The sequence below is a fragment of the Streptomyces sp. NPDC059718 genome, assembly GCF_042733315.1.
Classification (GTDB): domain Bacteria; phylum Actinomycetota; class Actinomycetes; order Streptomycetales; family Streptomycetaceae; genus Actinacidiphila.
In genome coordinates this window covers 39,290-62,034 of the sequence record NZ_JBHWGA010000054.1, presented here as the reverse complement: position 1 = coordinate 62,034, position 22,745 = coordinate 39,290, and the positions used below count along the sequence as shown (strand labels likewise).

The 22,745-nt window shown below is 71.9% G+C and carries 13 protein-coding genes; 7 read left to right on the top strand and 6 right to left on the bottom strand.

The genetic code is table 11. The features are described 5' to 3' along the window. Positions 1 to 48: 48 nt before the first annotated feature. The 5 genes from ACFV3E_RS39055 to ACFV3E_RS39035 form a co-directional block, all read right to left on the bottom strand. Positions 49 to 927: a scabin-related ADP-ribosyltransferase gene (locus tag ACFV3E_RS39055; protein WP_500540116.1), complete on the bottom strand. Its 879-nt coding sequence runs from the start codon at positions 925 to 927 to the stop codon at positions 49 to 51. A 289-nt stretch (positions 928 to 1,216) separates the two neighbouring features. Beyond that, positions 1,217 to 1,591 carry an ATP-binding protein gene (locus ACFV3E_RS39050; protein WP_500540114.1) on the bottom strand — a complete coding sequence of 125 codons (375 nt, stop codon included), beginning with the start codon at positions 1,589 to 1,591 and terminating at the stop codon, positions 1,217 to 1,219. Between the two features lie 377 nt (positions 1,592 to 1,968). Next, entirely contained in the window at positions 1,969 to 2,736 is a 768-nt protein-coding gene (locus ACFV3E_RS39045) for an enoyl-CoA hydratase/isomerase family protein (protein WP_500540112.1), read from the bottom strand. Between the two features lie 58 nt (positions 2,737 to 2,794). Continuing rightward, positions 2,795 to 3,973 carry a L,D-transpeptidase gene (locus tag ACFV3E_RS39040; protein WP_500372644.1) on the bottom strand — a complete coding sequence of 393 codons (1,179 nt, stop codon included), beginning with the start codon at positions 3,971 to 3,973 and terminating at the stop codon, positions 2,795 to 2,797. 202 nt (positions 3,974 to 4,175) lie between these two features. Continuing rightward, positions 4,176 to 5,327, bottom strand: coding sequence for a L,D-transpeptidase (locus ACFV3E_RS39035; protein ID WP_500540122.1), 1,152 nt, complete (start codon positions 5,325 to 5,327; stop codon positions 4,176 to 4,178). 334 nt (positions 5,328 to 5,661) lie between these two features. Here ACFV3E_RS39035 and glgX point away from each other — a divergent pair, with 334 nt between their 5' ends. From glgX to ACFV3E_RS39010, 5 genes are all read left to right on the top strand, one after another. Then, positions 5,662 to 7,857: a glycogen debranching protein GlgX gene (gene glgX / locus ACFV3E_RS39030; protein WP_500372646.1), complete on the top strand. Its 2,196-nt coding sequence runs from the start codon at positions 5,662 to 5,664 to the stop codon at positions 7,855 to 7,857. A 135-nt stretch (positions 7,858 to 7,992) separates the two neighbouring features. Further along, on the top strand, positions 7,993 to 9,192 hold the full coding sequence (locus ACFV3E_RS39025) for an MFS transporter (RefSeq protein WP_500540120.1): 1,200 nt from the start codon (positions 7,993 to 7,995) through the stop codon (positions 9,190 to 9,192). Between the two features lie 34 nt (positions 9,193 to 9,226). Next, on the top strand, positions 9,227 to 11,071 hold the full coding sequence (locus ACFV3E_RS39020; protein ID WP_500540110.1) for an ABC transporter ATP-binding protein: 1,845 nt from the start codon (positions 9,227 to 9,229) through the stop codon (positions 11,069 to 11,071). After that, positions 11,068 to 12,954 (top strand): ABC transporter ATP-binding protein, encoded by a 1,887-nt coding sequence (locus ACFV3E_RS39015; protein ID WP_500540108.1) that lies wholly within the window; start codon positions 11,068 to 11,070, stop codon positions 12,952 to 12,954. Before ACFV3E_RS39020 ends, ACFV3E_RS39015 begins: the two co-directional genes overlap by 4 nt. A gap of 422 nt (positions 12,955 to 13,376) precedes the next feature. Beyond that, on the top strand, positions 13,377 to 15,752 hold the full coding sequence (locus tag ACFV3E_RS39010) for a M4 family metallopeptidase (RefSeq protein WP_500540106.1): 2,376 nt from the start codon (positions 13,377 to 13,379) through the stop codon (positions 15,750 to 15,752). A gap of 90 nt (positions 15,753 to 15,842) precedes the next feature. Here the strand turns inward: ACFV3E_RS39010 and glgP are convergent, their stop codons facing one another. Then, complete coding sequence (gene glgP, locus ACFV3E_RS39005) at positions 15,843 to 18,479, bottom strand: alpha-glucan family phosphorylase (protein WP_500540104.1); 2,637 nt, start codon at positions 18,477 to 18,479, stop codon at positions 15,843 to 15,845. Positions 18,480 to 19,045: 566 nt separating this feature from the next. On the opposite strand from glgP, the gene ACFV3E_RS39000 reads away from it, so the two are divergent. Continuing rightward, a complete protein-coding gene (locus tag ACFV3E_RS39000) occupies positions 19,046 to 21,043 on the top strand; it encodes an alpha-1,4-glucan--maltose-1-phosphate maltosyltransferase (RefSeq protein WP_500540102.1) in 1,998 nt (665 codons plus the stop codon). Then, positions 21,040 to 22,740, top strand: coding sequence for a maltose alpha-D-glucosyltransferase (gene treS, locus ACFV3E_RS38995; protein WP_499514093.1), 1,701 nt, complete (start codon positions 21,040 to 21,042; stop codon positions 22,738 to 22,740). The genes ACFV3E_RS39000 and treS overlap by 4 nt, the downstream gene beginning before the upstream one ends. Positions 22,741 to 22,745: the final 5 nt, after the last annotated feature.

Here is a 22,745-nt window from a genome sequence, read left to right as displayed (position 1 = left end):
GTGACCGGCCGGGGCCGGTCACCGCACCGCACGACGGGAAGGGCGCCGTCAGCCCACCGGGCCGTCACCGCCCTCCACCGATGACCGTGGCACGCCCGGCCTGGCGGCGGGCGGTGTCGCCTGCTGGACGGCGGGCGGTGCGGACGGACGGACCGCCGGTGACGCACCCGGCCGGGCGGCGGGCGGCGTGGAGGGCCGGCCTGCCGGTGACGCACCCGGCCGGGCCGCGGGAGGCGCCGACGGGGCGGAGGGAGGCGCGGAGGGGGCGGCGGGGGCAGCGGGCTCCCTCACCCCCGTCCAGTCGGGGGCGGGCCAGCCGCGCCACGGCGAGTACGCGGGGTTGACCACGCAGCGGGCCGTGAGCTCGGCCTTGGTGGCCTTGTCCACCGGGCAGGCCTTCACGAGGAACTGGCGGGCGATGCCACCGGGGAAGACCACGCCGGTACGGGCCGAGCGCAGTTCACGGGTGCCGAGGGTCTCGTCGAGCTCGATGCCGCCGGGGGCGTCGATGTAGTAGTGGTAGGCGGTCGTCTGCTGCCTGAGGGCCTCGCGGTCGTAGGTGGTGGCCACGAACGGCGAGGGCTGCTCGCGGCGGGCGTAGGCCTGCAGGTCGTACTCGCCCTCGCCCACGTCCTCGGGACGCAGGCCGTCCTTGAAGACGGTCTCCGGCGGGCGGTCGTCGCCGTGGAAGAGGGCGTTGCAGTTGGAGCGCCAGGTCGGCTCGTCGGGCGTGATCCGGTCGAGGTCGACGCTGGTGTCCGCGGCGGCGTAGAGCCGGTCGGGAACGACGGGGCACCATTCGGGGACGGCCGGGTCGCGTGGAAGACCCGGGGCGACGGCCGCGGCGGCCGTGCAGACGGGGAGTGCGAGCACCCCCAGGGAAAGGGCGGCGGCGCAGAGCCGGCGCAGCGTGCGCAGTGCGATCATATGCCCACGATCACCCCGGTATCGCCCGGTCGCCGGAATGGTCACCCTTGTCGGCGTGTCCCGCCGGAAGACGAAAGAGGCCCCTGCGCATCGTTGTGGGACGCTGCTGGGGCCTCTCGATTCGTCGTGGAACCAGGGGGTGTGATCCACGACGCCATGGGACGACCGAGCCCGGGTCATGGGGGTCGTTGCTCCACAACTATACGAGACATCGCAGCCGAAACCTCACGATGTGGGAGTGAGGTGGGACACTGACCTTGTAAACGCAGGTTAGATGTTCATTTGGCGTTCAGCGGTCCATGACCCGCATTTCGAACCAGGTGGTCTTGCCGCGTGGCAGCAGATCCACCCCCCAGCGGTCGGCGAGCTTGTCGATCAGGAAGAGGCCCCGGCCGCTCACGTCCATCTCGCGCACCGGCATCAGGCAGGGCAGCGCCCGTGAGGGATCGCGCACCTCCACCCGGATCCAGCCCCGGCGGCGCAGCATGCGCAGGCCGAAGGTGCGGGCCCCGGTGTGACGCACGGCATTGCCGACGAGTTCGGAGACGAGTAACTCGACGACGTCGTTGAACTGGGGCAGACCCCAGAGCCGGAGCACCGAACGGCTCAGCCGCCGGGCCGTGGCCGCGGACTCCGGGCGCGAGGAGAGCCGCACCTCGTCCACGGAGGGATTCCCCAACAGATCGAGGGACGTCGCCGCCAGATCGTCGACCGCCGTGGGCGGCCACCCTGCCGCCGGGACCGTTACCCGCTGCGGCTGCTCAGATGCTCCCTGCTGCCCCGCCATGCTCTCATGATGGCCGTACGCGACGGCGGTTCGGGGCGGATCGGGGGAATTGACGGGGCGGAACGCGTCATTCCGAGTTGCCGTACTGGCATATGTCAAGGGCAATGATGGATCTCACACGACCCTTCCCACCTGCGCGAAGGGGGCCCTGGCGACGAACGGTTGGCGGATCCGGCGCAGGTCGCCTTAAGGTCCTCTTAAGGTCGGCTTAAGGCGACCCGACGGATGCCGGCTGTCACTCAACCGGGTTGGGTCTAGCGGAACTTCGCCTTGCCCGGACCCTCCTCGACGAAGCTGCGCATGCCCGTCGTGCGGTCCTCGGTCGCGAACAGCCCTGCGAACAGGTTCCGTTCGATGGTGAGGCCGGTCTCCAGATCGGTCTCGAGACCGGCGTCCACGGCCTCCTTGGCGGCGCGCAGTGCCAGCGCCGGCCCCCGGGCCAGCCGCTCGGCCCAGGCACGCGCCTGCGCGTACACCTGCCCGGCCGGGACCACCTTGTCCACCAGGCCGATGGTGAGCGCCTCGTCGGCCTTGACCATGCGGCCGGTGAAGATGAGGTCCTTCGCCTTGGCGGGACCCACCAGGCGCGACAGCCGCTGCGTGCCGCCCGCGCCGGGGATGAGGCCGAGCAGGATCTCCGGCTGGCCGAGCTTGGCGTCCTCCGCGGCGACCCGGATGTCGGCGCAGAGCGCGAGTTCGCAGCCGCCGCCGAGGGCGTAACCGGTCACGGCGGCCACCACCGGCTTGGGGATCCGGGCGACCGCCGTGAAGGAGTCCTGCAGTGCGCGGGACCGCACGGCCATGGCCTCGTAATCCATGACCTGCATTTCCTTGATGTCCGCGCCCGCCGCGAACACCTTCTCGCCGCCCCAGATCACGACGGCCCGTACGTCCTCGCGCCGGGAGGCCTCCTCCGCCACCTCGCGGAGCCGGTCCTGGGTCGCGACGTCCAGCGCGTTCATCGGGGGGCGGTCCAGGCGGATGGTGCCGACACCCTCGTCGACCTCGAGATTAACTGTCATGGCCGACGAGGGTATCCGTGAACGCCCGTTTACGCTGCGACGTGCCTCACGGGGCGCGTCAGGAGGCGGGGGTCCACTGGCTCCACGGCAGGTTCCAGCCGTTGAGCCCGTTCCACCACTGCACGGTCTTGTCGTGGGAGTTCTTGACCTGCACGACGTCACCGATCATCGAGTTGTTGTAGAACCACGAGGACGGGGTGTCGCCGTTGCCGCCGCGCACGTCCCGCAGGCCCACGCAGCCGTGGCTGACGTTGGCGTTGCCGAAGGTGCCGGACGAGGCCCAGTAGTTGCCGTGGATGAAGGTGCCCGAGGTGGTCAGGCGCTGGGCGTTGGGCACGTCCTTGATGTCGTACTCGCCGCCGAAGCCCACGGTGTCGCCGTTCATGCGGGTCACCTTGTACCGCTCGGTGATGACCATCTTGCCGTTGTAGGTCGTCGTGCCGGGCCCGCCCGAGGTGATCGGGATGGTCTTCAGCAGGCTGCCGTCGCGGTAGACCTTCATCGTGTGCTTGGCGGCGTCGACGATGCTGACCTGGCTGCGGCCGATGGTGTAGTGCACGTCCTTTGACTGGGTGCCGTAGACGCCCTTCGCGCCCTCGACCCCGTTCAGCCGCAGGGAGAGCGTGATCTTGGTGCCCTTGGCCCAGTACTTCTCGGGACGGAAGTCGACGCGCTGGTCGCCGTACCAGTGGCCGACGACGGGGACCGAGGGGTTCGCGGTCACCTCGATCGCGTCCTGGACCGCCTTCTTGTCGGTGATCGCCCGGTTGAACTTGAGCGAGACCGGCATGCCGACGCCGACCGTCTGGCCGTCCTCGGGGGTGAAGAAGCCGATGAAGGTGTCCTTCGGGGTGACCGTGGTGAAGCTCGCGTGCTTGGCCGACTCGCGGCCCGCGCCGTCCTTGGCTATCGCGTCCACCGAGTACTCGGTGGAGGTGCCGAGCGTCTCGGTCGGCTCCCAACTGCTGCCGTCGGTGGATATCTTGCCCTCGACCGGGTCGCCCTTGCCGCTCTTCACCACGACCGAGGTCAGCTTGCCCTTGCCGGCGGTGACCTTGAGGTCCCCCGTCGTGGCCACCTCGTCGGCCCCGTCCTCGGGCGCGATGGTCACGACGGCCTGCGACTCGGTCGTGTCCCCCTTGCCGCCCTGCGAGGCCGAGGCACCGGGCCTGGCCTTGTCGCCGCCCTTGCTGTCGCCGCTGGCGCTGCCCCCGCACGCGCTGACCAGGAGCAGCATCGCCCCTACCGCGAGGGCCAAGGTGGTCCGCCTTGCGCCCGGCGCGCCCTGTATCGCCTTCAACTCACGTCTCCCCAAAACCGGCCCGTGGCCCCGTGGCCCAAGGGTGAGTCCCCCTCACCTAGCGCTTAGAGAACCACACGGAACCGGTGTTGTGGATCCCGGTATTGTCACCGTTCCGTCCCAGTCGCGGGGCCCGGCCTCAGCCGCCGTCCGCCCACTGCTCCCAGGCCATGTTCCAGCCGCCCAGGCCGTTGTCGGGAGCGACGGTGCGGTCGTGGGAGTTGACGACGGTGACGAGGTCGCCGACGAGCGAGTGCGCGAAGAACCAGGCCGCCGGGGTGGCCGTCCCGCCGCCCTTCACGTCGAGCAGGCCGACGCAGCCGTGGCTGGTGTTGGCCGCGCCGAAGGTGCCGGGGGTGGCCCAGTAACTGCCGTGCACGAAGGTGCCGGAGCGGGTGAGCCGCATGGCGTGCGGGACGTCGGGGATGTCGTACTCGCCGCCGAAGCCCACCGTGTCCCCGTTCATCCGGGTCAGCCGGAGCTTCTCGGAGATGACCATCGCGCCGTTGTACGTCGGATTGGACGGGGCGCCCGCCGAGATCGGCAGGACGCGCGTGACCTGCCCGCCGCGGCGCACCGTCAGGGTGTGCGCGGCGGCGTCGACGGTGCTGGTCTGGTCCCGGCCGATGTCGAAGGTGACGTCCTTGGACTGCACCCCGTAGACCCCGGGGCCGGTCTCCACGTCGAGCAGCCGCAGCGAGAGCGTCACCTTCGTGCCGGGGACCCAGCGCTCGCGGGGGCGGAAGTCGAGGCGCCGGTCGCCGAACCAGTGCGGGGCGATCTCGACGGCGGGCGAGGAGGCGACGCGGACGGCGCGCTCGACGGCGGCGCGGTCGGCGACCGGCCGGTTGAAGTCCAGGGAGACGATCATGCCCGTGCCGACGGTCTGCCCGTCCTCGGGGGTGAAGTACCCGATGAGGGTGTTCTGGGGGACGAGGGTGGTGAACACCGCGTGCTTGGCGGCGCGCCGGCCCCCCGTGTCCTCGGCGACGGCGTCCACCGTGTACTTCTCCGACAGCGACAGCCTGGACCGGGCGTGCCAGCGGGAGCGGTCGGCGGTGAACACGCCCTCGACCACCTCCCCCTCCCCGTCCTCGACGTGCACGGAGGTGAGCCGGCCGTCCTCGGCCTCGACCGTCAGCGGGTCGTCCGCCTCCACGTCACGGGCGCCGTCCCCCGGAGTGATCCTGATCCTCGCCTCGGACACCTTCGGGGTGTCGTCGGCCACCGCACCGCTGTCCGCCGGCCCGAACCCGAGCCCGCACGCCGTCAGCATCCCCGCCAGCCACATGGCGGTGGCAAGCCCCGCCCCCGCGCGCAGAGCGCGCCGCACCGCAGTCGTCACGCTCGGTCAACGACCGGACGGCCCCGGGGAAACGTCTCCGACGCGTCCGATCGATCACGCGTGTGACGCCGCAGGGTGAACGGGAAGGTAAAGCGGGAGGGCGCGACGCGCGCGCGGAGGGACACCGCGCGGCGCACGGGCACGGCCGGCGCCGGCCGGGTCCGGCGTCCCCCGAGCCGCAGGAGGCGAGCACGTGTCGGAGACGCGCGAGGACGAATCGGTCGACCGGGCCGGAAAGCTGCGCCCGAACGGCCACCGGACCGCCCCCGTGGCCGTGCCGCTGCCGCGCCCGGAGACCGCGCCGGCCGTGCCGGGGCCCGCCGGGGCCGGGGACACCCTGGTGTGGCCGGGCAGCCCGCAGCCGCTGGGGGCGCGCTTCCACACCGGCCCCGACGGACGCCCGGGCACCAACTTCGCCCTGTGGGCGGGCGGCGCCGAGTCGGTGGAGCTGTGCCTGTTCGACGACGAGGGGGCCGAGACACGGGTCCCGCTGACCGAGCTGACCCATGAGATCTGGCACGGCTTCGTGCCCGGGGTCCTGCCCGGCCACCGGTACGGCTACCGGGTCGGCGGCCGCTGGGACCCGTGGACCGGTGCCCGCTGGAACCCGGCCAAGCTGCTGCTGGACCCGTACGCGCGGGCGGTCGACGGCGACTTCACGCTGCCCCCCGAGGTGTACGGCCACGTCCGCGACTGGCCGGAGCAGGAGGTCGCCGACACCGTGCGGGACAACCGCGACTCGGCCCCGTACGTGCCCAAGGGCGTCGTGGTGGACGACGACGACCCCTGGACGGACGACCGCAGGCCCAAGACGCCCTGGGCCGACTCGGTCATCTACGAGCTGCACGTCCGCGGCTTCACCATGCGCCACCCCGGCATCCCGCCCGAACTGCGCGGCACCTACGCCGGGCTGGCGCACCCGGCGGCGATCGAGTACCTCACCGGCCTCGGCGTGACGGCCGTCGAACTGCTGCCGGTGCACCAGTTCGCGCACGAGGACCACCTGCTGCGCCGGGGCCTGCGCAACTACTGGGGCTACAACTCGATCGGCTACTTCGCCCCGCACGCCGGCTACGCCGCCACCGGCACCCGCGGACAGCAGGTGGGCGAGTTCAAGCGGATGGTGCGCGCCCTGCACGACGCGGGGCTGGAGGTGATCCTCGACGTCGTGTACAACCACACCGCCGAGGGGAGCGAGTTCGGGCCCACCCTCTCCCTGCGCGGCATCGACAACCGCGGCTACTACCGGCTGCCGGGCGACGCGCGCCGCTACGCCGACTACACCGGCTGCGGCAACACCCTCCACGTCGTCCAGCCCCAGGTGCTCCGGCTGATCACCGACTCCCTGCGCTACTGGGTGACCGAGATGGGCGTCGACGGCTTCCGCTTCGACCTCGCCGCGGCGCTCGCCCGGTCGATGCACGACGTCGACATGCTCTCCCCCTTCCTCGCCGTCATCGCCCAGGACCCGGTGCTGCGCCGGGTCAAGCTCATCGCCGAGCCTTGGGACGTCGGCTCCGGCGGCTACCAGGTCGGCGCCTTCCCGCCGCTGTGGACGGAGTGGAACGACCGCTACCGCGACACCGTCCGGGACTTCTGGCGCGGCACCCAGCACGACGTGCGCGACCTGGGGTACCGGCTGTCCGGCTCCAGCGACCTGTACGCCTGGGGCGGGCGCCGTCCCTACGCCTCGGTCAACTTCATCACCGCGCACGACGGCTTCACCCTGCGCGACCTGGTGAGCTACGAGCGCAAGCACAACGAGGCCAACGGCGAGGACAACCGCGACGGCACCAACGACAACCGCGCCTGGAACTGCGGGCACGAGGGCGAGACCGACGACCCGGCCGTGGGCGGGCTGCGCCGCCGTCAGCTGCGCAACATGCTCTCGACGCTGCTGCTGTCGACCGGCGTGCCGATGCTGGTGGCCGGTGACGAGACGGGCCGCACCCAGGGCGGCAACAACAACGCGTACTGCCAGGACAACGAGATCAGCTGGCTGGACTGGTCGCTGCCGGAGGAGCCGGACTGGGCCTCGCTGCGCGAGCTGACGGCCCGGCTGATCGCGCTGCGCCGCGCCCACCCCGTGCTGCGCAGGAGGGCCTTCTTCTCCGGCCGGCCGCAGTCCGCCGAAGGCCTGCGGGACCTGGCCTGGTTCACCGCGCAGGGCCGGGAGATGACCGACGGCGACTGGTACAGCCCCACGTCCACGCTCGGGATGTACCTGTCGGGCGCCGACATCCCGCACCGCGACGCGCGCGGCCGCCCGGTCACCGACGACAGCTTCCTGGCGGTCTTCCACGCCTCGCACCGCCCGGTCCGCTTCACACTGCCGGGCGGGCCGTGGGCCAGGGAGTACGAGCTGCTGCTCGACACCTCGCGCGAGGACCAGACGGAAGCACCGGGCAGCCGGCACCGCGGCGGGAAGGCGCTGACCGTGCCGGGGCGGACGGTGCTGCTGCTGCGCGCCGTCTGAGGGACGAGACGCGGCGGCAAAGGTGTGGACTCGGCCAATTGGTCCAGTCCACACTGGTCGTCCGTGACCTCCGCACCTCCGCCCTCGCCGCCGTGCGCCTCCGGCCTCGCCCTGCCGGACACCCCCCGGGACCGCCTGTGGTCACGGGGGTTCAGCCTGTACTTCACCGCCCGCAGCGTCGCCATGCTCGGCGACTCGATGCTGCCCGTCGCCCTGTCGGCCGGGCTGCTCCAGCACGGCTACGGCGCGGGCGACATCGGCTACGCCATGGCCTCCTTCACCGCCTGCTTCGCCGGGCTGGTCGTCCTCGGCGGCGTGTTCGCCGACCGGTTCAGCGCCCGCGGCCTGATGATCGGCGCCGACCTGGTGCGGGTCGGCACGCAGTCCCTGGCCGCCTGGGTCTTCTTCTCGGGGCACGTCGTGCTCTGGCAGATCTGCCTGATCGGCGCCGTCAACGGCGTGGCGGGCGCCATGTTCCAGCCGGGGGTGGCCAGCACGGTGCCCCAGGTGGCCCGGGACGTCCAGGAGGCCAACGGGGTGGTCCGCACCGCCGAGTCGCTGATGGCGCTGGCCGGCCCGGCGCTCGCCGGCGTGCTGGTGGCCTTCACCTCGGCGGGCGGGGTGTTCGCCGCGCACGCCGCCACGTACGCGGTGAGCGCCGTCTGCCTGCTGCTGCTCCGGCTGCCGGCCCGGACCGCGCGGGAGCCCCGGGACGCCGCCCGGCGCAGCAGCTTCCGGGCCGACCTGGTCGAGGGGTGGCGGGAGTTCCGGGCCCGCACCTGGATGTGGTCGGTGATCGTCATCTGGATGGGCTTCATGATCCTCGTCATGGGCCCGGTCACCCCGCTGGCGGCCGGCGAGATCCTGCCGGCGCACGGCCCGAAGGCGTACGGGCTGGTCTCCTCCGCCCTGGGGGCGGGCACCGCGCTCGGCGGGCTGCTGGCGATACGGCTGCGGCCGGCCCGGCCGCTGCGGGGCGGGGCCGTGGCGCTGTTCGGGTTCGCGCTCTACCCGGCCGCGGTCGGCGCCGGGCTGCCGGTGCCGGCGGTCGCGGCGGCGGTGCTGGTCGCCGGGACGGCCTGGGCGTTCTGGAGTGTGATGTGGGCCACCAGCGTCCAGACCCAGGTGCCCGGCGAGATCCTCAACCGCATCCACGCGTACGAGGTCGCCGGCTCGGTCGCCATGCTGCCCGTCGGCCAGGCCCTCGCGGGGCCGGCGGCGGGTGTCTTCGGGGCGCGCCCGGTGCTGGTGGCCGGGGGTGCGGTGACCCTGCTGGTGTGCGTGGCGCTGCTGGCGGTGCCCGCCGTGCGCGACCTCGGCCGAAAATCCGGATGAGCGTTGTCGGTGGTCGCACGTAGTCTCTGAAACGATGCCTGAGTCGACCAACCAACCCGCGCCCGCACGTTCCCGATCCGCCGTGCGCTCACTGCTGCGCCTGTGGCCGTACGTGAAGCCGGTCAGCCACCGGCTGTTCGGTTCCGCGGGCGTGGCCGTGGTCGCGTCCTGCCTGGCGCTGCTGATCCCGCTGGTCCTGAAGTGGATCGTGGACGGCCCGGTCGCCGACCACGAGCCGTCCGGGGTGTGGCTCGGCGGCGGGCTGGTGCTGCTGCTCGGTCTCCTGGAGGCCGGGCTCTTCGGCGTACGGCGCTGGCTGGTGGCGCGCCCCATGGCCGCGCTGGAGGCCGGGATGCGGGCCGACCTGTACCGGAGGCTGCAGCGCCTGCCGGTGTCCTTCCACGACCGGTGGGGCTCGGGGCAGCTGCTCTCACGGGCCACGAACGACCTGCAGATCCTGCGGATGTTCCTGACCTTCCCGATGGTCTTCCTGGCGGTCAACACGGCCACCATCGCGGCGGGCTTCGGCATCCTGTTCGTGCAGCGCTGGTCGCTGGGGCTGATCCTGCTGGGCCCGGTCGTGCCCCTGGTGATCCTCTGCTCGTACTTCGAGGCGCGCTACCAGGTCGCCTCCCGCACCGCGCAGGACCAGGTCGGCGACCTGACCACGCTCGTCGAGGAGTCGGTGCTCGGCATCCGCATCATCAAGGCCTTCGGCCGGCACCGCAGCCAGGCCGACGCCTTCCGCCGGCAGTCGCGCGAACTGCGCGGCACCGAGCTGCGCAAGGCCGGGCTGCTGGCGGACCTGTGGATGGTGATCACCGGGCTGCCGGACGTGGCGCTGGGCGCGGCGCTGGTCCTGGGCGCGGTGCAGGTCGCCGACGGCGAGCTGTCGGCGGGCACGCTGGTCGCCTTCCTCTCCACGGCGCTCGCGCTGCGCTGGCCGGTGGAGTCGCTGGGCTGGCTGCTCTCCTTCAGCAACGAGGCGGCCACCGCCGCCGACCGCGTCTTCGAGGTCCTGGACACCGAGGTCCCGCCGGAGACCGGCTCGGGGACGGGGACCGGCCCGGTCCCCGGCGAGGACGGGCGGCCCGCCGACGGCATCCGCTTCAGCGCCGTGCGCTTCCGCTACCCCGACGCCCCCGAGGGCAGCCCCGACCTGCTCACCGGGATCGACCTGCACATCCGCAGCGGCGAGACCGTGGCGCTGGTCGGCGCGACGGGCAGCGGCAAGACGAGCCTGACCTCGCTCATCCCGCGGCTGTACGAGCCGACCGGCGGCCGCATCACGCTGGACGGCACCGACGCCGCGCAGCTCACCCGGTCCGCGCTGCGCTCCCTGGTCGCGACGGCCTTCGAGGAACCGACCCTGTTCTCCGCCAGCGTGCGGGAGAACGTGCTGATGGGCGCTCCCGACGCAGACGAGACGGACCTGCTGCGGGCGCTGGAGATCGCCCAGTGCGACTTCGTCCACAAGCTGCCGCAGGGTGTGGACACCCAGGTGGGAGAGCAGGGCCTGAGCCTGTCCGGCGGTCAGCGGCAGCGGCTCGCGCTGGCCCGCGCGGTCGTCGGCCGCCCCCGCTTCCTGGTGCTGGACGACCCCCTGTCCGCCCTCGACGTGCACACCGAGGCCCTCGTCGAGGCGGCCCTGCGCCAGGTGCTGGCCACCACGACGGCGCTGGTGGTCGCCCACCGCCCCTCCACGGTGATGCTCGCCGACCGGGTGGCGCTGCTGTCGCAGGGCCGGGTCACCGCGGTCGGCACCCACCAGGAACTCCTGTCCTCCTCCGCGGCCTACCGCCGCCTGATGTCCGGCCAGGACGGGAGCGCGCCCGCCGCGCCGGACCGTCCGCAATTCGAGGGGAGCAGCACCCGATGACCTCCGTCGCGGAGTCGCAGCCTGCCGAGCAGTCGGCCGACGGGGAACCGGCGGGGCACCGGGAGACCGAGGAGGCCCGGCAGGCCAGGGAGGACGACCTCTTCGACCGGGACCGGCTCCCGGCACCCGAGGGGGCGTCACGCGCCCTGCTGCGGGAACTGGTCGGGCCGCACCGGCGGCGCGTGTGGCTGGCGGCCGTGGTCCTGCTGCTGCAGCAGGCGGCCGTGCAGGCGGGCCCGCTCATCGTCGCGGTGGCCATCGACCGGGCCATCCCGGCGCTGCGCCGCGACGACCACGGACCGCTGATCGCGGTCGCGGTCGGCTACATCGGCTGCGCCGTCGCCGGCGGTCTCCTGCAGCGGACGTTCGTCCGGCAGGCCGGCCGGCTCTGCCAGGACGTGCTGGTCGACCTGCGCGGCCGGATCTTCCGGCACGCCCAGGCGCTCGGCCTGGACTTCCACGAGCGCTACACCTCGGGCCGGATCATCGCCCGTGCCACCTCCGACGTGGAGTCGATCCGGGAGCTGCTGACCGAGGGCCTCCAGGAGCTGCTGAACGTCGGGCTGTCGGTGCTCTACATCTCGGCGGTCCTGCTGTGGCTGGACTGGGGGCTCGGCCTGTTCGCGCTCGCCACCGCGGTGCCGCTGGTGGTGACCGTCCGGATCTTCCGGCGCCGGTCGGCCACGGTCTACACACGCCGCTCCGCGGCGATCGCCTCCGTGATCGTGCGCTTCACCGAGACGATGAACGGCATCCGGCCCGTACAGGCCTTCCGCCGCGAGAAGGCGAACGACGAGGCGTTCGACGAGCTCAACGCCGCCCACCGGCAGGCCAACGGTGACGCGATCCTGGAGATGGGCCGCTTCACCGTGAGTTCCTGGCTGATCGCCAACACGTCGGTGGCGCTGGTGGTCCTGTGGGGCGCGTACCGCGTCGCCTCCGGCTCGCTCGCGCTGGGCGTGCTCGCCGCGTTCGTGCTCTACCTGCGACGGCTGTACGCGCCGATCGACCCGCTCGGCATGTTCCTCAACTCCTACCAGTCGGCGGCCGCCTCGCTGGAGAAGATCGCCGGGCTGCTGGCCCAGCGGCCGTCGGTGCCCGAGCCGCGGACACCGCGGGCGCTGCCGGCCACGCAGGCGGACATCCCGGGCCGCGAGGTCGTCTTCGATCAGGTCCGCTTCGCCTACCGCACGGGCGGCGAGGTGCTGCCCCGCTTCGACCTGCGGCTGCCCGCCGGGCAGACGGTGGCGGTGGTCGGCGCCACCGGCGCGGGCAAGTCGACGCTGGCCAAGCTGCTGGCCCGGTTCTACGACCCGACCGACGGCCGGGTCACCCTGGACGGGGTGGACCTGCGCGAGCTGGCCCTGCCGGAGCTCCGCCGCGGGGTGGTGATGGTGACCCAGGAGGCGTTCCTCTTCTCCGGCACGGTCGCCGAGAACATCTCCATCGGCCGTCCGGAGGCCACCCGTGAGGAGATCGAGGACGCCGCCAGGGCGATCGGCGCCCATGACTTCATCGCGGCGCTGCCCGAGGGCTACGACACCGACGTCCGCAAGCGCGGCGGCCGCATCTCCGCGGGCCAGCGCCAGTTGGTGGCCTTCGCCCGCGCCCTGCTCGCCAACCCGGCCGTGCTCATCCTGGACGAGGCGACCTCCTCGCTGGACGTACCGGGCGAGCGCGCGGTGCAGCAGGCGATGCGCGAGGTGCTGCGCGGCCGCACCGCCGTGATCATCGCCCACCGGCTGTCGACGGTGGAGATCGCGGACCGGGTGCTGGTGATGGACCAGGGCCGCGTCGTGGAGGACGGCACCCCGGCCGAACTCGTCTCCGGCGCGGGCCGCTTCGCCGATCTGCACCAGGCCTGGCGCGACAGCCTCGTCTGAGCCACCGGCACCTTCCGGGGCGTGGGGGGGGGGGCGGCGCCCCCCCCCCCCCCCCCCCCCCCGCCCCCCCCCCCCCCCCCCCCCCCCGCCCCGCGGGGGGGGGGGGGGGGCCCCGCCCCCCCCCCCACGCCCCGGACTCTTTCCGGCACGCTTCGCCCCTCCCTGTCCGGAATGCGAACCCGACGTCCCCCTCAAAGGACGAATTCGGCCAACTTCTCGCCACGTACATGACACCAAGCCATGAACAGTGGCACTCTTCCCCCCGTCGGCCGTCAGTACGCCCACACACCGCACCGCTTCGTGCTGACGCACCGGCCGAACTCCGCACGTCCCACCCGCACGGCTAGTTCCGCCCGGGCAGCACACCCCGTCTGCCCGGCTGTCCCCGGCCGCCAACCGCGGCCGACGCAGTAGGAGTCCGAGTGAGACGATCCCCCCGCAAGGCAGTCGCGGCCGCCAGTGTGGTCGCCACCGCCGCGTTCATCGCCGTCGGCATACCGGCCACCTCCGCCACGGCGAACGCCGCCCCCCACACGAGCCAGCTCCGCACCGGAGCCCTCGAGGCGAAGCTCACCCCCGCCCAGCGCACCGCGCTCATCAAGAGCGCGAGCGACCGCACGGCCGTCACGGCGCAGTCGCTGGGTCTGGGCAGCAAGGAGAAGCTGGTCGTCAAGGACGTCGTCAAGGACGCCGACGGCGCGCTGCACACCCGCTACGAGCGCACCTACGCCGGGCTCCCGGTGCTCGGCGGCGACCTCGTGGTGCACACGCCCGCCAAGGGCACCGGCACGGTCGGCACGACGTTCAACACGAACCAGCCGATCACGGTCGCCTCGACGACGCCGAAGGTCGCCGAGTCCGCCGCGACGACCGCCGCGCTGAAGACCGCCAAGACGCTGAAGGCCCAGGCGCCCGCCGCCGACGACGCCCGCAAGGTGATCTGGGCCGGCCAGGGCACGCCGAAGCTCGCCTGGGAGACCGTGGTGAGCGGCCTGCAGGACGACGGCACGCCGAGCCGGCTGCACGTCGTCACCGACGCCGTGACCGGCAAGGAGCTCTACCGGTACCAGGACATCAAGACCGGCACCGGCAACACCCAGTACAGCGGCCAGGTGTCGCTGACCACGACGCTGTCCGGCTCGACGTACCAGCTGTACGACACGACCCGCGGCGGCCACAAGACGTACAACCTCAACCGCGGCACCTCCGGCACCGGGACGCTGTTCACCGACGCCGACGACGTCTGGGGCGACGGCACCGGCTCCAACACCCAGACCGCGGGCGCCGACGCCGCCTACGGCGCCCAGACGACCTGGGACTTCTACAAGAACACCTTCGGCCGCAGCGGCATCCGCAACGACGGTGTCGCCGCGTACTCGCGGGTCCACTACAGCAGCGGCTACGTCAACGCCTTCTGGGACGACAGCTGCTTCTGCATGACCTACGGCGACGGCTCGGGCAACACCCACGCGCTGACCTCGCTGGACGTCGCGGGCCACGAGATGAGCCACGGCGTCACCTCCGCCACCGCGAACCTCACCTACTCGGGCGAGTCCGGCGGCCTGAACGAGGCGACCTCCGACATCTTCGGCACGGGCGTCGAGTTCTACGCCAACAACAGCAACGACATCGGTGACTACCTCATCGGTGAAGAGATCAACATCAACGGCGACGGCACCCCGCTGCGCTACCAGGACAAGCCGTCCCGCGACGGCACGTCGCCCGACAACTGGTACTCCGGCATCGGCAACCTGGACGTCCACTACTCCTCGGGCCCGGCGAACCACATGTTCTACCTGCTCTCCGAGGGCAGCGGCGCCAAGGTCATCAACGGGGTCAGCTACAACAGCCCGACCGCCGACGGCATCGCCGTCGCCGGCATCGGCCGCGCCGCCGCGCTGCAGATCTGGTACAAGGCGCTGAGCACGTACATGACGAGCAGCACCAACTACGCGGCCGCCCGCACCGCCGCCCTGAACGCCGCGACGGCCCTGTACGGCGCGGGCTCCGCCCAGTACGCGGGCGTGCAGAACGCCTTCGCGGGCATCGGTGTCGGCAGCCACGCGCCCGTCTCGGGCGTCACGGTCACCAACCCGGGCAACCAGAGCAGCACCGTCGGCACCGCCGCCAGCCTGCAGATCCAGGCCAGCAGCACCAACAGCGGCGCGCTGAGCTACGCGGCGAGCGGCCTGCCCTCCGGTCTGTCGATCAACGCCTCCACGGGCCTGATCTCCGGCACCCCGTCCGCCGCGGGCACCTACAACACCACGGTCACGGTCACCGACTCCGCGTCCAAGACCGGCACCGCCTCCTTCACCTGGACCGTCACCACCCCCGGTAGCTGCGCCTCCAGCCAGCTGCTCGGCAACCCCGGCTTCGAGTCCGGCAGCGCCTCCTGGACGGCCACCAGCGGTGTGATCACCAACTCCAGCAGCCAGGCCGCCCACGGCGGTTCGTACAAGGCGTGGCTGGACGGCTACGGCTCGACGCACACCGACACGCTCACCCAGTCGGTGACGATCCCGGCCGGCTGCAAGGCGACCTTCACCTTCTGGCTGCACATCGACTCCGCCGAGACGACCACCAGCACCCAGTACGACAAGCTGACCGTCACGGCCGGGTCGACCACCCTGGCCACCTACTCCAACCTCAACAAGGCCACGGGCTACACCCAGAAGTCCTTCAGCCTGAACTCCTTCGCCGGCTCCACCGTCACCCTGAAGTTCACCGGCACCGAGGACTCCTCGCTGCAGACGAGCTTCGTGGTCGACGACACCGCGGTGAACACCAGCAGCTGACCCCCGTCGGCTGACCGCGCACGCCGGGCCCCGGCCGTCGTCAACGACGGCCGGGGCCCGGTCCCGTTCCCGCTTCCGCGGACGTCCGGCTCAGCGCAGCACGCCGGCCGTCATCCCCGTCGCCTCGGGCGGCACCGCGATCAGCCCGAGCTCGGCGACCGAGGCGAGCAGCCGGTGCATCGGCAGCACGCGGACGGTGTAGCCGAAGGGGCCGGTGCGGTCGAGGGTGAGCGGGCCCTCGTAGAGCCAGCGGCCCTCCAGGTCCGGCCGTCCGCCCGGTTTGAGGGATACCACGGTCGGGTCGGCGATCCGGTCGGAGTCGTCGACGCGCCCGGACACCACCTGGACGTCCACGTCCCCGGGCTCCAGGCCGCCGAGGGCCACCTGGACGCGCAGGGTGAGCGTGGTCCCGAGCTCCGGGGAGCCGCCGACCGAGGCACCGGTCTCCACGTGGTCGACCGCGATCATCGGCCACTGCTCGCGCACCCGACGCTTCCACCCGGCGAGTTCGACGGACTCCCCGCCCCCCGCGAGACGGTGGGCGCGGGCGGCGGGCGCGTACAGCCGGGTCACGTACTCGCGGACCATGCGCCCGGCGAGCACCTTCGGCCCCAGGGTGCTCAGGGTGTGCCGGACCATCTCGATCCAGCGGACCGGCAGACCGTGCGTGCCGCGGTCGTAGAACCGGGGCGCGACCTGGTTCTCGACCAGGTCGTAGAGGGCGGCCGCCTCGATGTCGTCGCGGCGGTCGGGGTCGCCGGCCGCGCCGAAGCCGTCCGCGGTGGGGATCGCCCACCCGTTGTTGCCGTCGAACCACTCGTCCCACCAGCCGTCCAGGACGGACAGGTTGAGGCAGCCGTTCAGCGCGGCCTTCATGCCGGAGGTGCCGCAGGCCTCCAGCGGCCGCAGCGGGTTGTTGAGCCAGACGTCGCACCCGGGGTAGAGGTGCTGGGCCATGGCCATGTCGTAGTCCGGCAGGAAGACGATGCGGTGCCGCACCCTGGGGTCGTCGGCGAAGCGCACCAGCTCCTGCACCAGCCGCTTGCCGCTGTCGTCGGCCGGGTGCGCCTTGCCCGCGACGACGATCTGGATCGGCCGGGTCGGGTGCAGCAGCAGCTCCATCAGCCGGTCCTGGTCGCGCAGCATCAAGGTGAGCCGCTTGTACGACGGGACCCGGCGCGCGAAGCCGATGGTCAGCACGTCCGGGTCGAGGACGTCGTCGACCCAGCCCAGCTCGGCCGAGCCGGCGCCGCGCTGCCGCCAGGAGGCGCGCACCCTGCGGCGCACCTCCCGCACCAGCTGTTCGCGCAGCTCCCGGCGGAGCTCCCAGATCGCGGCGTCGGGGATGCGGAAGACGCTCTCCCAGGTGTCGGCGAGCCCGGTGGTCATCGCGTCCTCGGCGTTCTGGACGCCGGCCTGCCGGGCGCCGAGCCGGAACACCTCGGGCGCGACCCAGGTGGGGGCGTGCACGCCGTTGGTGATGGCGGTGATCGGCACCTCCTCCGGGTCGAAGCCCGGCCACAGCCCGGCGAACATCTCGCGGCTGACGCCGCCGTGCAGGGTGGACACGCCGTTGGCGCGCTGCGCCAGCCGCAGCCCCATCACGGCCATGTTGAAGACGTTGGGGTCGCCGCCGGGGTAGGTCTCCATCCCCAGCTCCAGCACCCGCTGGACGTCGACGCCGCGCAGTTCGCCGTCGTCGCCCAGGTGCCGGGCGAGCAGTTCGCGGTCGAAGCGGTCGATGCCGGCCGCTACGGGGGTGTGGGTGGTGAAGACCGTGCCGGCCCGCACGGCCTCCAGGGCGGAGTCGAAATCCAGCCCTTCTCCGTCGGCCGCGAGCTCGCGGATGCGCTCCAGGCCGAGGAAGCCCGCGTGCCCCTCGTTGGTGTGGAAGACCTCGGGCGCCGGGTGCCCGGTCAGCGCGCAGTAGGTGCGCACGGCACGGACGCCGCCGATGCCGAGCAGCATCTCCTGGAGCAGCCGGTGCTCGCTGCCGCCGCCGTAGAGGCGGTCGGTGACGTCCCGTTCGTTGGGGTGGTTCTCCTCGACGTCGGAGTCGAGCAGCAGCAGCGGGACCCGGCCGACCCTGGCCAGCCAGACGTGGGCGCGCAGGCTGCGCCCGCCGGGGAGGTCCAGGGCGATCAGGACGGGGCCGCCGTCCTCGTCCCGCAGCAGCGACAGCGGCAGCTCGTTGGGGTCGAGCACGGGGTAGTGCTCCTGCTGCCAGCCGTCCCGGGACAGGGACTGGCGGAAGTAGCCGTGCCGGTAGAGCAGGCCGACGCCGATCAACGGCACGCCCAGGTCGCTGGCGGCCTTGAGGTGGTCGCCGGCCAGGATGCCGAGGCCGCCGGAGTACTGCGGCAGCGCCGCGGTGATGCCGAACTCGGGCGAGAAGTAGGCGATGGCGGCGGGGAGTTCCCCGGCCTCGGCCGCGCCCTGGTACCAGCGCGGGTTGCCGAGGTAGTCGTGGAGGTCCTCGACGGCGGTGCCGAGCCGGCGGAGGAACCTGCGGTCCTTGGCGAGGGCGTTCAGCCGGTCCTTCGAGACCGCACCGAGCAGCCGCACCGGGTCGCCGGCCGCCGCTCTCCAGCCCTCGGGGTCGACGGACTGGAACAGCTCACGGGTCTCGTTGTGCCAGGACCAGCGCAGATTCTGCGCGAGCTCCCCCAGGGGACGTAGTGGTTCGGGCAGGACGGTTCGCACGGTGAATCGACGAATAGCCTTCACATCTCCGACGGTAGCGGCATCTTTCGGTGCGGTGGTGACATCCAGGGACCCAACACCCGCGGCCCGGCGCCGCCGCGCGGCACCCGTCCCCTGGCGCACCAGGACGCCCCGGGCGTCCCGGGACCCCCGCACGCGGCCCGGTGGACGCCTCGTCAGCGTGTCGGGCGGCGGCTACGACAGCCGCAGCACGGCAGCCGGGCCGGGGCGCACCGCGGGGGCTACGACCGGCGGCCAGGACCGGGGCACGGGCGGGGCCCGGCGCCCCGGCGACCGCGCGCGCCGGTCCGCCGGACGGTGGCCGGTTGTCTGCGTCCGGGCGCCGCCGGGGCCGCCCGGCGCGCAACTTACGCGCCAGTACCCCTTCCCGGGGAGTATTCGACCGTCATCCAATGGGCAGGCTCACCCTTGCGCGACGCGGCGCCGAACCCTCCCACACCACAACTCGTATCCGCCCACCCGAGTGAACGCGGACAGGAGCGGTCATGCCCACAGGCAGGCATCCGAAGGAGCAGATAAAAAGAGCGGAAGGTACCCGTCCGGCCACCCGCACAAACTGGTGAGGCGCAATGATCGGTCGCATCCCCGTCCTGGACGTCCGCCCGCTGGTCGACTGCGGCCGCCGCCCAGCCAAGGCCGCGGTCGGCGAAACCTTCCAGGTCACCGCCACGGTGTTCCGGGAGGGACATGACGCGGTGGCGGCGAACGTGGTCCTGCGCAGCCCCGCGGGGCGCTCCGGGCCACGGATCCCCATGCGCGAACTCGCCCCCGGCACCGACCGGTGGGGCGCCGAGGTGACGCCCACCGCGGAGGGCCGCTGGACGTACACGGTGGAGGCCTGGAGCGATCCGGTGGCCACCTGGCGGCACCACGCGGGCATCAAGGTCCCCGCCGGCATCGACACCGCACTGGTCCTCGCCGAGGGGGCCGAGCTGCACGAGCGCGCGGCGGCCGGAGTACCGAAGAAGGACGGCCGGGCCGTGGTGCTGGCCGCGGTCGACGCCCTGCGCGACACCTCCCGTACGGCCGCCGAGCGGCACGCCGCCGCCCTCGCACCGGACGTGGTGGCGGTGCTCGACCGGCACCCGCTGCGCGACCTGGTGAGCGCCTCCCGTCCGGCGGCCCTCCAGGTGGAGCGGCAGCGGGCGCTGTTCGGGTCCTGGTACGAGATGTTCCCCCGGTCCGAAGGCGCCGTGGTGGACCCCACGGGCCGCCGGCCACCGAGGTCCGGGACCTTCCGCACGGCGGCCGGGCGACTGCCGGCGATCGCCGCGATGGGCTTCGACGTGGTCTACCTGCCGCCCGTCCACCCGATCGGCGCAGCGTTCCGCAAGGGGCCCGACAACACGCTCGACCCCGGCCCGCACGACGTGGGCTCGCCCTGGGCGATCGGCTCCGCGGAGGGCGGCCACGACGCCGTCCACCCGGACCTCGGGACGATCGAGGACTTCGACTTCTTCGTCGAGCGGGCCCGTGAGCTGCGCCTGGAGATCGCACTGGACTTCGCGCTGCAGTGCTCGCCGGACCACCCGTGGGTCGGCAAGCACCCCGAGTGGTTCACCACCCGGGCGGACGGCTCGATCGCATACGCCGAGAACCCGCCGAAGAAGTACCAGGACATCTACCCGATCGCCTTCGACGCCGACTTGAGCGGCATCGTGCAGGAGACCGAGCGGGTGCTGCGGCACTGGATGGACCACGGGGTGCGGATCTTCCGGGTCGACAACCCGCACACCAAACCGGTGGTCTTCTGGGAGAAGGTCATCGCCGACATCAACCGCACCGACCCCGACGTCATCTTCCTGGCGGAGGCGTTCACCCGTCCGGCCATGATGCACACGCTGGCCCAGATCGGCTTCCAGCAGTCGTACACCTACTTCACCTGGCGCAACGGCAAGCAGGAATTGACGGAGTACCTGACGGAGCTGTCCGGCGAGGCCGCGGCCTACATGCGGCCCAACTTCTTCGTCAACACCCCGGACATCCTCCACGCCTACCTGCAGCGCGGCGGCCGCCCGGCGTTCGAGGCGCGTGCGGTCCTCGCCGCGACCCTTTCCCCCACATGGGGGGTGTACGCCGGATATGAGCTCTGTGAGAACGCGCCGGTGCGCGAGGGAAGCGAAGAGTACCTACACTCGGAGAAGTACGAGCTCAAGCCCCGTGACTGGGCGGCAGCCGAGGCCGAAGGCCGTTCGCTGGCTCCGCTGCTCACCACGCTGAACCGGCTGCGACGCCGCCACCCCGCGCTCCAGCAGCTGCGCGACCTGCGCTTCCACCCCGTGGACAACGACGCGGTGCTGGCGTACTCCAAGCGCTCGGGCGACGGCAGCGACGTCGTACTGGTGGTCGTCAACCTGGACCCGCACCACACCCAGGAGGCGACCGTCTCGTTGAACATGCCGGAACTCGGCCTCGCGTGGCACGAGTCCACCCCGGTGCGCGACGAGCTCACCGGCGAGACCTACCACTGGGGCAGGGACAACTATGTGCGCCTCGAGCCGGGCCGCGCGCCCGCGCACATCCTCACCCTGCGACCTACTCCATCGACAGGAGGGTCACCCACTTGATCGTCAACGAACCCGTACCTGACACGTTCGAAGACACCCCGGCCAAGGACCGGGACCCCGACTGGTTCAAGCGGGCCGTCTTCTACGAAGTGCTCGTACGGTCCTTCCAGGACAGCAACGGCGACGGCATCGGCGACCTCAAAGGGCTCACCGCCAAACTGGACTATCTGCAGTGGCTCGGGGTCGACTGCCTGTGGCTGCCGCCGTTCTTCGCCTCGCCGCTGCGCGACGGCGGCTACGACGTCTCGGACTACACGGCCGTGCTGCCGGAGTTCGGGGACCTGGCCGACTTCGTGGAGTTCGTGGACGCCGCCCACCAACGCGGTATGCGCGTGATCATCGACTTCGTCGTCAACCACACCAGCGACCAGCACGACTGGTTCCAGCAGTCCCGCACGGACCCCGACGGCCCCTACGGCGACTACTACGTCTGGGCGGACGACGACAAGCAGTACCAGGACGCCCGCATCATCTTCGTCGACACCGAGAGCTCCAACTGGACCTTCGACCCGGTACGCAAGCAGTACTACTGGCACCGCTTCTTCTCGCACCAACCAGACCTCAACTACGAGAACCCCAAGGTCCAGGAGGAGATCCTGGCCGCCCTGCGCTTCTGGCTGGACCTCGGCATCGACGGCTTCCGGCTGGACGCGGTGCCGTACCTGTACCAGGAGGAGGGCACCAACTGCGAGAACCTGCCGCGCACCCACGGCTTCCTGAAGATGGTGCGCGAGGAGATCGACGCCCACTACCCCGACACCGTCCTGCTCGCCGAGGCCAACCAGTGGCCCGAGGACGTGGTCGACTACTTCGGCGACTACGCCAAGGGCGGCGACGAGTGCCACATGGCCTTCCACTTCCCGGTCATGCCGCGCATCTTCATGGCGGTGCGCCGGGAGTCCCGCTACCCGGTCTCGGAGATCCTGGCCAAGACCCCGGCCATCCCGCACAACTGCCAGTGGGGCATCTTCCTGCGCAACCACGACGAGCTGACGCTCGAGATGGTGACGGACGAAGAGCGCGACTACATGTACGCGGAGTACGCCAAGGACCCGCGCATGCGGGCCAACATCGGCATCCGGCGCCGGCTCTCCCCGCTGCTGGACAACGACCGCAACCAGATCGAGCTCTTCACCGCCCTGCTGCTCTCCCTGCCGGGTTCGCCGATCCTCTACTACGGCGACGAGATCGGCATGGGCGACAACATCTGGCTCGGTGACCGCGACGCGGTGCGCACCCCGATGCAGTGGACCCCGGACCGCAACGCGGGCTTCTCCTCCTGCGACCCGGGCCGGCTCTACCTGCCGACCATCATGGACCCGGTCTACGGCTACCAAGTCACCAACGTCGAGGCACAGATGAGCTCCCCGAGCTCGCTGCTGCACTGGACCCGCCGGATGGTGGAGATCCGCAAGCAGAACCCGGCCTTCGGCCTCGGTTCGTACACCGAGCTGCCCTCCACCAACCCGGCCGTCCTGGCCTTCCTGCGCGAGTACAAGGACGACCTCGTCCTGTGCGTGAACAACTTCTCGCGCTTCGCCCAGCCGACCGAACTCGACCTGCGGGCCTTCACCGGCCGGCATCCCGTCGAACTGATCGGCGGGGTGCGCTTCCCGGCCATCGGCGAGTGGCCCTACCTGCTCACCCTCGCCGGTCACGGTTTCTACTGGTTCCGGCTCCGCCGCGACGTGGCGTAGGCGGA

Bases quoted from the DNA above. Each gene is read 5' to 3' on its own strand.
- ACFV3E_RS39035 (WP_500540122.1), bottom strand. From the start codon at position 5,327: ATGTGGCTGGCGGGGATGCTGACGGCGTGCGGGCTCGGGTTCGGGCCG.
- ACFV3E_RS39055 (WP_500540116.1), bottom strand. From the start codon at position 927: ATGATCGCACTGCGCACGCTGCGCCGGCTCTGCGCCGCCGCCCTTTCC.
- ACFV3E_RS39000 (WP_500540102.1), top strand. From the start codon at position 19,046: ATGATCGGTCGCATCCCCGTCCTGGACGTCCGCCCGCTGGTCGACTGC.
- ACFV3E_RS39045 (WP_500540112.1), bottom strand. From the start codon at position 2,736: ATGACAGTTAATCTCGAGGTCGACGAGGGTGTCGGCACCATCCGCCTG.
- ACFV3E_RS39040 (WP_500372644.1), bottom strand. From the start codon at position 3,973: ATGCTGCTCCTGGTCAGCGCGTGCGGGGGCAGCGCCAGCGGCGACAGC.
- ACFV3E_RS39020 (WP_500540110.1), top strand. From the start codon at position 9,227: ATGCCTGAGTCGACCAACCAACCCGCGCCCGCACGTTCCCGATCCGCC.
- ACFV3E_RS39015 (WP_500540108.1), top strand. From the start codon at position 11,068: ATGACCTCCGTCGCGGAGTCGCAGCCTGCCGAGCAGTCGGCCGACGGG.